At 66.0% G+C, this 12,317-nt stretch carries 7 protein-coding genes; 1 reads left to right on the top strand and 6 read right to left on the bottom strand.

Features of this window, described 5'->3' with window-relative positions:
- Positions 1 to 12: 12 nt before the first annotated feature.
- The 4 genes from gltB to B378_RS0104875 all read right to left on the bottom strand — a co-directional run bounded on the left by gltB (position 13) and on the right by B378_RS0104875 (position 9,495).
- Positions 13 to 4,743: a glutamate synthase large subunit gene (gene gltB / locus B378_RS0104895; RefSeq protein WP_017342702.1), complete on the bottom strand. Its 4,731-nt coding sequence runs from the start codon at positions 4,741 to 4,743 to the stop codon at positions 13 to 15.
- A 231-nt stretch (positions 4,744 to 4,974) separates the two neighbouring features.
- Positions 4,975 to 5,142, bottom strand: coding sequence for an HEWD family protein (locus B378_RS17020; protein WP_017342701.1), 168 nt, complete (start codon positions 5,140 to 5,142; stop codon positions 4,975 to 4,977).
- Between the two features lie 145 nt (positions 5,143 to 5,287).
- Positions 5,288 to 6,811: a hypothetical protein gene (locus B378_RS0104885; protein ID WP_026046183.1), complete on the bottom strand. Its 1,524-nt coding sequence runs from the start codon at positions 6,809 to 6,811 to the stop codon at positions 5,288 to 5,290.
- Between the two features lie 2,003 nt (positions 6,812 to 8,814).
- On the bottom strand, positions 8,815 to 9,495 hold the full coding sequence (locus tag B378_RS0104875; protein WP_017342698.1) for a DUF6517 family protein: 681 nt from the start codon (positions 9,493 to 9,495) through the stop codon (positions 8,815 to 8,817).
- Positions 9,496 to 9,635: 140 nt separating this feature from the next.
- Between B378_RS0104875 and B378_RS0104870 the strand changes: the two genes are divergently transcribed.
- A complete protein-coding gene (locus B378_RS0104870) occupies positions 9,636 to 10,376 on the top strand; it encodes a hypothetical protein (RefSeq protein WP_017342697.1) in 741 nt (246 codons plus the stop codon).
- 10 nt (positions 10,377 to 10,386) lie between these two features.
- On the opposite strand, the gene B378_RS0104865 is transcribed toward B378_RS0104870, so the two are convergent.
- Both B378_RS0104865 and B378_RS0104860 read right to left on the bottom strand, forming a co-directional pair.
- Positions 10,387 to 10,902 carry a hypothetical protein gene (locus tag B378_RS0104865; protein WP_017342696.1) on the bottom strand — a complete coding sequence of 172 codons (516 nt, stop codon included), beginning with the start codon at positions 10,900 to 10,902 and terminating at the stop codon, positions 10,387 to 10,389.
- 61 nt (positions 10,903 to 10,963) lie between these two features.
- A complete protein-coding gene (locus B378_RS0104860; RefSeq protein WP_017342695.1) occupies positions 10,964 to 12,310 on the bottom strand; it encodes an alkaline phosphatase family protein in 1,347 nt (448 codons plus the stop codon).
- Positions 12,311 to 12,317: the final 7 nt, after the last annotated feature.

The raw sequence follows: 12,317 nt of genomic DNA, 5'->3' as shown, positions 1-12,317 counted from the left end.
GTTCCTTTTAATTCAGTCGTCGCTCGACGCCTGCCCGGTCGCGTCGGCGTCGGCGCCGGGCACCGTGGCGGCGGGCGCGGGCGGCTCCTCGCGCACGTCGGCGCCCTTGCCCTCCGCGATGACCTCCGCGTACGCGTCGGGGAAGACGCGGACGAAGTCGTCGAGCGCGGCCTCCCAGTCGTCAAGCAGGTCGGCCGCGCGCTCGCTGTCGGTGTACGCGCGGTGGTTCTCGACGAGGCGGCGGAGCATCCGCTCGTCGGACCCCTCCAGCGTCTCGGAGACCGACACCATCCCGCGGTTGACGCGGTCGTCGAGGCGGTCGTCGGGGTCGTACACGTACGCGACGCCCCCCGACATCCCGGCTGCGAAGTTGCGGCCCGTGTCGCCGAGGACGGCGACGACGCCGCCGGTCATGTACTCGCAGCCGTGGTCGCCGACGCCCTCGACGACCGCCCGGACGCCCGAGTTGCGGACGCCGAACCGCTCGCCCGCGACGCCGTTGACGTACATCTCGCCGGAGGTGGCGCCGTAGAGGCAGACGTTGCCGGCGACGACGTTCTCGGTCGGGTCGTACGCCGCCTCCGGGGGCGTGTCGATCACGAGGCGTCCGCCGGAGAGCCCCTTGCCGACGTAGTCGTTGGCGGCGCCGGACAGCTCCATCGTGATCCCCGGCGCGAGGAACGCGCCGAAGCTCTGGCCCGCCTCGCCGTCGAACCGGCAGGAGATGGTGTCGTCCGGGAGCCCCTCGCCGCCGTGTTCGGAGACGACGCGGTTCGAGAGCGTCGCGCCGACCGCGCGGTCGACGTTGCGGATGTCGCGGGTGAGCGCGACCGGCGCGCCGTCCTCGATGGCGGGCGCGGCCTCGTCGATGAGGTCCCAGTCGAGCAGGTCGTCGATGCCGTCGTGGGCCTGCTCGCGGACCTTCGTGCGGGACTCGCCCGCGGGCTCGGCGATGACCGCCGACAGGTCGAGATGCTTCGCCTTCTCGTGGTCGGTCTCGCGCTGCGAGAGCAGTTCGGGGCGCCCGATGAACTCCTCCAGCTCGGTGTACCCCTGCTCGGCCATGATCTCTCGGAGCTCCTGCGCGATGAACGTCATGTAGTTGATGACGTGGTCGGGCTGTCCCGGGAACCGCTGGCGGAGGTCCTCGCGCTGGGTGGCGACGCCGACCGGACAGGTGTTCTCGTGGCACTGCCGGGCCATCACGCAGCCCGAGGTGACGAGCGACGCGGTACCGAAGATGTACTCCTCGGCGCCCAGGGCGGCCGCGACGGCGACGTCGCGCCCGGTGCGTAGCCCACCGTCCGCCGACACGCGAATGCGGTCGCGCAGTCCGGTGGCGCGGAGCATCTGGTTCGCCTCGGCGAGCCCGAGCTCCCACGGCAGGCCGGCGTTCTTGATCGACGTCTTCGGCGAGGCGCCGGTACCCCCGTCGTGGCCGGAGACGTGGACGACGTCCGCGTTCGCCTTTGCGACCCCGGCCGCGATGGTACCGATGCCGGCCTCCGACACCAGCTTCACGTTGACGTCGGCCTCGGGGCTGGCGGCCTTCAGGTCGAAGATGAGCTGCTTGAGGTCCTCGATGGAGTAGATGTCGTGTTGCGGGGGCGGCGAGATGAGCCCGACGCCGGGGGTCGAACACCGCACGTGCGCGATCATCTCGTTGACCTTCTTCCCGGGGAGGTGCCCGCCCTCGCCGGGCTTCGACCCCTGCGCCATCTTGATCTGGAGCTCCTCGGCGTTCGCGAGGTACTCCGAGGTGACGCCGAAGCGCCCGGAGGCGACCTGCTTGACGGTACACTCTTTTTCGGTGTCGAACCGCTCGGGCGGTTCGCCGCCCTCGCCGGTGTTGGACTTCGCGCCCAGCCGGTTCATCGCGATGGCGTTGTTCTCGTGGGCCTCCGGCGAGATGCTCCCGAGGCTCATCGCGGCGGTCGAGAAGCGCTCGACGATCGACTCGACGGGCTCGACCTCCTCGACCGGTACCGGGTCGCGGTCGGAGTCGAACTCCAGCAGGCCGCGCAGCGACTGGAGCTCCTCGGTCTGGTCGTTGACCAGCTCGGCGAACTCCTGGTACTGCTCGTAGTCGCCGCCGCGGACCGCCTGCTGGAGCGTACCGACAGTCTGGGGGTTCCAGCCGTGTTTCACGCCCGACGAGCGGTGCTCGTACTCGCCGATCGTCTCCAGCTCGGGGTCGGCGCCGAACGCCATCGCGTGGCGGGTGCGGAGGTCGTCTTCGATCTGCTCGGCCCCGATCCCCTCGGTGCGGATCTCGGTCCCCTCGAAGTACTCGGCAACGAACTCGGAGTCGAGCCCGACCGCCTCGAAGATCTGGGCGCCCTGGTACGACTCCATCGTCGAGATGCCCATCTTCGCCATCGTCTTGAGGAGGCCGTCCTCCAGCGCGTGGCGGTACGCCGCGAGCGCCTCGTTCTCGTCGGCGCCGTCCGGGCCGGCGACCACGTCGGCGATGGAGGCGTACGCGAGGTACGGGTCGACCGCGTCCGCGCCGTAGCCGACGAGCGTCGCGAGGTGGTGGACCTCGTGGGGTTCGCCGGACTCGACGACGACGCCCGCGCGGTTGCGGAGCCCCTTGCGGACGAGGTGGTGGTGGACCGCCCCGGTCGCGAGCAGGCTCGGCACCGCGAGCCGATCCGGTCCGACCGCGCGGTCCGAGAGGACGACGACGTCGGCGCCGTCCTCGATGGCGGCCGCGGCGTCCTCGCGGACCCGGCTGACGGCGTCGACGAGCGATCCGTCGCGGTCGTAGGTGACGTCGACGGTGACGGAGGTGAACTCGGGGCCGGCGGACGCGTCGTCGCCGCCGTCGCGCTCCCCCGGCGTCCGCTCGCCGGGCCCGGGGAGGTCTCGCAGCGCCGTCGTCTCGGCGTCCGTCAGGACCGGCGAGTCAGCGACGATCTGCTCGGCGTGTTCCGGCGTCTCGTCGAGGAGGTTGCGCTGGTTGCCGATTCGCGTCTCCAGCGAGGTGACGAGCTCCTCCCGGATGTAGTCGATCGGCGGGTTCGACACCTGCGCGAACAGCTGCTTGAAGTAGGTGAAGAGCGGGCGGTCGACGTCGGCCAGCACCGAGAGCGGCGTGTCGTCGCCCATCGAACCGACCGGGTCCTTCCCGTCTTTCGCCATCGGCTCGACGAGGTGGTTCAGCGAGTCGGTGGTGTAGCCGAACGCGGCCTGGTGGGCGCGGACGGTGGGTTCAGTTTCGTCTTCGTCGTCCGCCTCGCTCGACTCGCCCGTATCGTCTCCTTCCCCCACAGGCTCAGCGTCGATGCCGGCCGCGACGCCGTCCTCGTCGGTGAGCGCGTCGAGGTCGACCTGGCCGTCCTCGACCCACTCGCCGTACTTCTCGTCGGTGAGCTCCTCGAACACCTCGTCGTCGGGGACGATCCGGCCGGCCTCGGGGTCGGCGACGAAGATCTCGCCGGGCTGGAGGCGACCGCGGCGCCGCACGTCGGCGGGCTCGGTCGGGAGCGCGCCGACCTCGCTGCCGACGACGAGGCGGTCGTCGGTCGTCACCTCGTAGCGGCAGGGCCGGAGCCCGTTTCGGTCCAACACGCCGGCGACGCGCTCGCCGTCGAAGCCGATGACGAGGGCGGGGCCGTCCCACGGCTCGACGAGCGAGGCGTGGTAGTCGTAGAAGTCGGCGCGGTCGTCGTCCATCAGATCGTCGCCGCGGAACGCCTCCGGGATCAGCATCCGGAGCGCGTGCGGGAGGTCGCGGTCGGTCTGGAGCAGGAGTTCGAGCGCGTTGTCGACGCTGGCGGTGTCGGACTGGTTCGGGTCGTCGATCACCGGCTTGATCGTGTCGAGCTCGGCCCCGAACGCCGGGTGTTCGAGGTCGTTCTCGCGGGCCCGCATCCAGTTGACGTTCCCCCTGATCGTGTTGAACTCGCCGTTGTGGACGATGTTGCGGTACGGGTGCGCGAGGTGCCACGCGCCGAGCGTGTTCGTCGAGAATCGCGCGTGGACCAAGGCGACGTGGCTCGCGAACCGCTCGTCGGTCAGGTCCGGGTAGTAGCCGTCGAGCTGCGAGCCCTTCAGCAGGCCCTTGTAGACGACGCGCTGGCGGTCGAGCGAGCAGACGTAGAAGCGCCCGGCGCCGTCGACCTCGGACACCGCGTTCTCGATCTCGCGGCGGGCGGCGTACAGCGCGCGGTCGAACCCGAGCAAGTCCGGATCGACATCGTCAGACCGATCCTCCTCGCTGGTGAATCGCTGGGCGAGCCCCGCGCCGTCGACGGGCGCGACGAACACCTGCGACACCTCCGGCTCCGAGTCGAGCGCCGTGGCGCCGAGGTCGCTGTTATCGGTCGGGACGGAGCGCCACGCGAGCACCTCCAGCCCGTAGACGGCGCACACCTCGGCGATGACGTCGTGGATCTCCGCCTGGACGCCCGGTTCGGGCGGCATGAACACGGAGCCGACCGCGTACTCCTTCGGGAGGTCGGCGTCGACGACCTCGCGGAAGAACTCGTCCGGACGCGCAACCATGATCCCCGCGCCGTCGCCGGTGTTCTCCTCCGCGCCGGTCGTCCCGCGGTGTTCGAGGTTCTCGAGCAGTTCGACCGCGTCCGTGACGGCCTCGTGCGACGGCGCGCCGTCGAGGTCGACGACCCCGCCGATGCCGCAGTTCGACCGGTCGTCCGTCGGCGCCGCGAGCCCCCTCTCCTGACCCGAGGACTCCGAGTCGCGTACGCCCCGGGTGGTACTACGTGACTTGGTCATACACTCGCGTACGAGTGAACAGTTAAAGGTATGACCCTGATAGGGGTAGGATCCATCGTACACACATTAGGGAATATAAGGTAATTATTCATCACGGGTGGTGACCAGATCACATACCCCAGTATCGATCAGAAATTCCGCACTACGAGCCACATGTTGACGGAGGTTATAAGAATTCTCCTCGGCCGTCTCACGGATACCGGTCAGAGTGGCGGAACGTCCAGTCGGGGACTACTCTTCGAGGGGGACGAACGAGCCGTTGATGTCCCACTCGTGGATACAGTAGACGTTGCCGGGTTCGTCCGCGATGCGCCACCCGTCGGCCTCGTCGTCCCACCGCTCATCGCGCCCGCACAGCTCGCACGTGCGCTCCTCCGGCGGTGTGATGGTCACGCTCATACCCGAACAGACGGCACCGGCGAGCAAAAGGATACCGGCGATCGGCGGGACGGCAGACCGCCCGCGGTGAGCCGGTCCGACGGGGCCCCTGCCGACCGCGACCCCGCGGTCACGACCGCCGTCGCGATCACGAGCGCCGGCGCGATCACGATCCGCGTCCGCGACGCCGAGCGAGAAGCGACGCGCCCGCCAGCGCCGCGAGCGACGCGGCGGCGTCGAAACCGGGGAGGTCGTACGCGGTCGATCGGATCGGCGCCTCGTCGTACCCGAGGTCGCTCGCGTCGGCCTCGTCCGGGGACGAGTCGCCCGCCGCAGGCGAGTCGGACGGCTCGATCGAGTCGGTGGATTCCGTCGACGTCGCGCCGTCGCGTTCGCCGCCACCCGGGTCGTTCGACCGACCGTTCTCGGAGCGAGACCCGGCCGCCGAGGGGTCGCCCGCGCCGCGCTCACGTCCGCTGGGTCCGAGGAGCTCCGGCGGCCCCGCGGACGGCGGAATCTCCGACTCTCCGGGAGCGATCGAGATGCCCACCCCGGGGCGCGGCGCCGGGCGGTTCGCGTCCGAACCGGGCGACCCTCCGGTCGGACCCGGACCGTCCGCGTCCGTGACGTTACCGGCGCCGGTCGAGTCGGCCGGGCCGACTGGTCCTCCGGATCCGCTCGGGCCGCCGGCCGAGCCGCCGCCGGCCGAACCGCTGCCGCCCGCGCCCGAACTGCCGCTGGCCGAACCGCCGCCGGCCGAGCCGACGCTGGCCGAGCCGTCGCTGGCCGAACCGCCGCCGGCCGAACCGCTGCCGCCCGCGCCCGAACCACCGCTGGCCGAGCCGCCGCCGGCCGAACCGCTGCTGGCCGAACCGCCCGCCGAGCCGGTCGATCTCGACGCCTCCGAGTCGGCAGTCGCTTCGGTCGAGTTGTCGCCGCTCTCGGTGTCCGCACCTCCGTCGGTTGGAGCGGCGGCGGCGTAGGTCAACTCGGTCGTCGCGCGGTGCCGGTCGTCCGCCGCGGTCCGACGCAGTCGGTCGTCGTCGACTCGGAACCCGGCCTGGAACGTCGCGCCGGGATCGGGGACCGTCTCGGTGCCGAATGCGCGTTTTCCGTCGGCGACGAGGTACAGGCCCTCCCGGTCGAGGTGGACCGCGGACCCGTTCGGCGTCCGACCGAGCGCGTCGTCGTCGGTGGACTCGTTGCCGTCGTCCGTCCCCGTCGGCGCCACGCCGAACGAGAGTCCGTCAAGGCGGTCGAGGTCCGCACCTCGCTCCAGCGACGCGTTCGCGGCCGCCGGGAGGCCCGTCAGCCCGCTCGCGTTCACGGCGTACACGACGGTGTCGTTCGCGGTCGCGGCCGTGGCCGGCGTGAGCGTTCCGTCGGCAATCGCCTCCCGGACCGCGGTCACGTTTTCGAACTCCCCGGGTGCGACCGACCGCGTGGTGTACGCGGTCAGGTCGCTCGTCGAGCGGGGTTCCACGGAGACCGTCGCGGTGTCGTTGGCGACTTCGGTGCCGTGCTCCGACCGCAGCGTGATGTTGTACGTCCCGGGCGAGAGCGGAGCGGTATCGCCCGTGACCGATTCGACGTCGATGCCGGACCCGGTCGTGACGAACTTCGACGGGGATTCGGGCGACGCGTACGTGTTGAGCGTGACTGGTGTCGGACTCGTCTCGGTGGTTGTCAGTTCGAGTGTTGTAGTGGTGCTACTACTCGTATTAGATAATATCAGTTCCAAACTTGGCACACGATGAGACAGAGAGATTCTGATATGATTTCCATACATAGCTTGATTTGAAATATCGCTTAGAGAGATCTCTTTTTTGTGCTTTCCAATAATATGAAATTTCTCTGAGTTTTCTTTTCTTGAGTGAATATGATATGTACCGGAGGAGAGCAGTGACGTATTATAGCCGACTTGATCTGAATTGTTTAATCGAGTTCCCACAGACACTACGCGAGTTGTGTTGTCCTCGTTTAGTCTGTGTAATTCAACTTCTTCCGCATTTAACGAAGAGTTAAAATAGATCATTTGACCAGAGTATACAGGTGTTTCCAGTGAGTGATTGGGCTTGATTTGAACAGCCTCTGAGTTAGACCCGTCTTTGCGGATAGAATCTATTGAGATCACGCCAGCATCTGCGACACCATCAGAAACAAAGTGATTATTCAGGTCAGAGTTCCGCAGTAATTCAGAATCTTTTGGGGAAATCCAATCCCCAGCGCTATGTCCACATGCCAACTGAATGGCCGCCGCATAGCGATTACTTCGGAAAATACCACTTCCGTCACTTGTAGTATTAAAATAAAGTTTAACGTCTTCATTCCATCCAGTTAGTACTCTTGAACTAGCAACAGCCTCGTTATGTCGGATGTGTCCAGTTGAGTTGACTGGATATAATGAAACCAAAAATGGGGTTTCATCCTCAATTGCGTCAGAAACTTTAGCACTGGAGACTGTGATACTATCTGTTTTTGGGTTATCATAAGAAAGATTAGAAAAATCAATACCAGCATTTACTATCCGTCCCTCGTCGGCTGACAACGCTGAATTAGTTATGTTAGTAGGAAGGGAGTCCCCAATACCGCGGTCAGAAATCCCAGAAGTAGAGTTCGCAATCAGATATCCCCTAACATCTCCCCCCGGATAGGATGTACCAACGGAAACTGTTTCCTTTGTCTTGAGGACACTTTTCGGAAGTCGTCGAATACCGATTATCTCATTATCATCACCACGTGTAATGAAAAGAGTCGAGTTTGTGTTGCCGCTGATATCATCGATTGTTATGCCGATAGTTGTGCGACTATCTTGATGTAATTGAGGTGAGCCGGTAGCCTGATTATGAATTTCAATTGTACCATCGATTATCTTGAACGAATCTGTACTTGTTCCTGCCATAGATTCTATAGAAGAGAAATCAGAGTTGTTTGTGACAGTAATATTATATTGTAAATTGGTTGATTTTTGAACATTGCTTGTATCCATTCCAGATATTTGAGCAGAGCCAATCTGGATTGAGCGACTCGATCTATTTGGACGGATAGTTGCTGTTAGAAGCGTCTTATTCTCAGATTTCACCTGTGTGGTGTTAATTACAGATCCATTTTGAATATTCTTAATAGACATTGAGGCCGAGGATGTATTGGCTCCCCTTGACTCAATACTAGCTAAATTCACAGATAATCTGATCTTGTTCGTAGTATCTTTCTGATTTGGGAGTAGTATCTCTATATTGCTAATATTTTGTTCAGACTGATCTATTCGAATAGTGTCTGGGTCGCCGGTCTTATTTAAAACAGGTTTATAATCATAAGTTTGAGCTCCGGCCGTAGTCACTCCCAATGATAAAACCACAGCACCCACCACGACACAGACCACGACGCCGACCCACAGCCATTGAAGCGATCGCATCCGGATCATAGCGAACGAGCCACGGATGCCAGAGCGGTCGCTCTCGGGGCGGCGCGGCGTCAGTAGCCGACCGGGACCCGTGAAGCGGCTCTTGTCACACCGCGGGATCTGTCACTCGGGTCGATCGCTTATAAGTGACTTACGGACGCGAAAGCTTCCGTTCGGAGAAATAATCGCATGACTGCGTCACCTCGTAACCGGGTCGTGGTCGGAGATTCGTGCGGGACGACCGAAACCTGACGGGAGAGAAGAGCGGGGAGGGGAGTCGCCGGGGCGGGTCAGTGTTCGACCGCTTCCATCATCGAGAGCAACTGCTCGCGCTGGGACGCCTGTTCCGGGTGGACGCCGACCATCGCGATCGCGTCTTCGCTGTCCGCGCCGTCCGCGGTGTGTTGGACGGTAGCGATGTACAGGAGAACGGGGACGTCTTCGACGGATCCGCTCGAGCTGTCCGTCCCCTCGACGTCGGCGCTGATCGTCGTCTCGAAGACCGGGATGGTGGCCTCTTCGCCGAGGATCGTCCGGGTCTCCTCGCCGCGCTCCTCGATGTCGTCCGTTTGGATGTCGGCGTTGCCGCCGCCGACGTCCTGCTGATTGATCTGGTTGAGGAGCCGTCGGATGAGGTCCGCACCCTGTACCCTGACCAGCGGATTGACCGACTGTCCGGCGACGGAGGCGTTCGGCGTACTCGCCACGAACAGCGCCGACTGGGTCGTCGAGTTGGTGTACCGGGCGACCCACGTCGTCGCCGTGACCTTCGCGTTCACGCCAGTGACGTTGAACTCGCGGTCGATTGTGTACGACTCCGGATCCTCCCCGGAGTAGCCCTCCGCGTACGCGGACTCGGGAACGCGCGCCGGTTCCGCGTCGAACTCGTAGCTCCCGTCCTCGCCGGCGCATCCGGCGATAGCGACCGAGGTCGACGCCGCGAGTGCCGCGAGCAGTCCACGTCGTTTCATGTGTTCCGGTAGGTCTACACAGTTCTTTAAGCCTATCGGCGCGGCTATCGGTCGCGAGAACCCCGCAGCCGAAGGCACAAAGTTCACGTCGGGCCGCGCGCGACGTGAGGCAAATGGAACGACGAGGACAAACCGGGCTGGTGGAAGCGCTCTTCTTAGACGTGGTTCGCCTCCACGAGACGTGGATGGAGGTGGTCTTCCCGCGGCAGCTCGACCCGAGCGCCGTCTTGGGGAAGTGGAAGCCCGAGACGGCCGTCCAGTCGGTCGGCTACTACCTCTGGGCGGTGCTGGGCGCGCCGCTCGTCGCGGTCGCGTACCCCCTCCTGCTCGTCGGGTTCGCCACGCGCTTTTACGCAGCGAAGCTCGACTCCGCGGTCACCCGCATCGGCGTCGCCGGCGCCGTGCTCGTCGCCGCCGTCGTCTGGGGGACGCTGACGGTGATCACGCACCTTCAGCTCCCGTTCGACGCGGTGATCGCTGTCGGCGCCGCGAGCGCGGTGGCGGTGGTCTCGTCCGCCCTCGCCGCCGGCTTCTCGAAGATCGGCGGGCGGTTCGTCAGCGTCCTGCTCGCGTACCCGTTCGCGATGACGGCGCTGTTCCTCCCGCCGGTCGTCGCCGCGCTCGTCACGCCGACGTTGGAGGGGCTGATCCTCCCGCCGAGCTACGACCTCGCCGAGTGGATCCTCGACACCTTCCTCGCGGTCGGCGGGATCAACGATATTCTCCGGGGCGCGTTCGACCTGGAGACGTTCGGCGAGCAGTGGGGGCTCCCCGGACTCGGCTACGTGCTGATGTGGATCGGCATCTCCGTGCCGCTCGGGTGGTTCCTCGGCCTGCTCGTCGCGCTGGCGAACCTGGTCCGGCCGAAATCGGACGCCTGACTCGATCGACCTACTCCTCGGGGTCGTACTTCTCGCTGGCCGTTTCGAACGACGAAGCCGAGCGTTCGGTCTCTCGCCGTCCCTCGCGTTCCGCGATCGCCTCGGGGCCCGGGCTCGCGTCGTCGTCGATCCGAGCGATCGACTCGTGGACCTTCGCGTGACACCAGCGACAGAGGCCGACCGTTATCTCGTGTCCGTCGTCTCCGTCACCGCCGTACGAGAGGTGATGTTCCTCCACGAGCGGCCGCGAGTCGTCGTGGGCCAGCCGCACGTCGTCTAATCCGCACCGGGCGCAGGTCTTCGCGTCCGTCGTCGACCGGTAGTGCGGGCACCTGAGCCACTCGCCGTCGGCGCCGACGTGGCAGTCGTACCCGTCCGTGCGCCGAGCCGCCGTGAACTCGGGGTCGTCTCCCGCCCGCGTGAGCGCGAAGCGGCACCGGCCGTCGTCGGTGAGGTGGTCGCAGACGCCGGCGACCGCGTACGGGTCGTCGACGCCGACGGGGGTCCCGTCGGGGGTGCGCTCCATACCGGCCGGTGGGGGCGGACTCACTTCAATTCGGTCGCTCAAGCAGGGTGACGGAGGCGGCTCAGACCAAGGAGGCGCCGTCGAAGTCCGTGCGGCCGTAGTCGACGTCGAGCAGCCGGAGGAGGGTCGGAGCGACGTCGAGGAGGTCCGCGTCCTCGACCGTCGCGTCCGGGTGGTCGACGAACAGCGCGGCGTCGTCGAAGGCGTGCATCCCGGTCCGAGGTCCGTTGGGGTCGAACACGCCGTCGTGGGGGCGGAACCCGGACTTGAGGTCGAACCCGTCGTTCGGGAGGACGACGAGGTCGGGCGCGATAGCCGCGTGGTCGCCGCGGAACACCGTCTCGCGGTCGACGACGCGGTCGGCGACCGGGTTCCCGTCGGGGCCGGTCCACGACTCCAGCGCATCGCGCAGCTCCGCGCGCGTCTCCTCGTACTCGGACTCGGGGACCGCGCCGTTCGGCTCGCGGCCCTCCACGTTGAGGTAGAAGCGACCGGGAACGAGCGAGTACGCGCGGGCGTCGTCGTCGATGTCGGCGAGCGCGTCGTGATCGTCGCCCTCGTAGGAGAGCCACCCCTCGCGTTCGAGCCACTCGTTACAGTAGACGTCGTGGCGCAGCCGCCGGAACCCGTGCGTCGAGCCGACGACGAGCGTGACGTCGTCGGGGAGCGCCTCGCGGACCGTCCCGATGTGGTCGTCGAGCGCGGCGTGGAAGGAGAGCAGCTCCTCGCGGTACGTCCCGCCGTCCTCGTAGTCGCCCCACAGGAAGTGGTTGACGCGGTCGGGAGCGGTGAAGACGCCGACGAAGAGGTCCCAGTCGTCGCGCTCGACGTAGCGCTCGAAGGCCGCGGCCCGGGCGTCGAGCGTCTCGCGAGCGTGTTCCAGGAACGCGGTCTTGTCCGCCTTGTGGCCGAGCTTCGCGTTGACCGACAGCCGGTAGTCGCTCTCGGTGAGGTTCTCCCGGAGTTCCTCGGGATGCGCGGCCGCGTCGAGGTCGGGCGAGAGGTAGCCGGAGACCATCCGCTGGACGGTCCGCTGCGGCGGGAACGTGACCGGGACGTTCATCACGGTCGCGTCGAACCCCGCGTCGGTCGCGCGGTCCCACACCCGGGGGGACTGGACGTCTCGGCCCATCGGCACGTACGTGTCGTAGGAGCCGACCTCGCGGTCCTGGAACCCGTACACGCCCGTCTCGCCGGGGTTCTTTCCGGTCGTGAGGCTCGGCCAGCAGGCGCTCGACTCCGCCGGGACGATGCTGTCGATCCGTCCGCCCTCGCCGTCGTCCGCGATCGCCGACAGCGTCGGGAACGTCTCCGGGTTGTCGGCGACGAGCCGGTACGAGAGGCCGTCGATCCCGATGAACGCCACCCGCGGCGTCTCGCTCCCACGCAGCCGGTCGAAGAGGCCCATACACACC

Source organism: Halorubrum sp. T3 (assembly GCF_000296615.1).
Classification (GTDB): domain Archaea; phylum Halobacteriota; class Halobacteria; order Halobacteriales; family Haloferacaceae; genus Halorubrum; species Halorubrum ruber.
The sequence above is the reverse complement of the archived record's forward strand: the minus strand, read 5'-3'. Positions and strand labels throughout refer to the sequence as shown.

Coding starts and splice junctions, on each gene's coding strand:
- gltB (WP_017342702.1), bottom strand. CDS start 4,743: ATGACCAAGTCACGTAGTACCACCCGGGGCGTACGCGACTCGGAGTCC.
- B378_RS17020 (WP_017342701.1), bottom strand. CDS start 5,142: ATGAGCGTGACCATCACACCGCCGGAGGAGCGCACGTGCGAGCTGTGC.
- B378_RS0104875 (WP_017342698.1), bottom strand. CDS start 9,495: ATGAAACGACGTGGACTGCTCGCGGCACTCGCGGCGTCGACCTCGGTC.
- B378_RS0104865 (WP_017342696.1), bottom strand. CDS start 10,902: ATGGAGCGCACCCCCGACGGGACCCCCGTCGGCGTCGACGACCCGTAC.
- B378_RS0104860 (WP_017342695.1), bottom strand. CDS start 12,310: ATGGGCCTCTTCGACCGGCTGCGTGGGAGCGAGACGCCGCGGGTGGCG.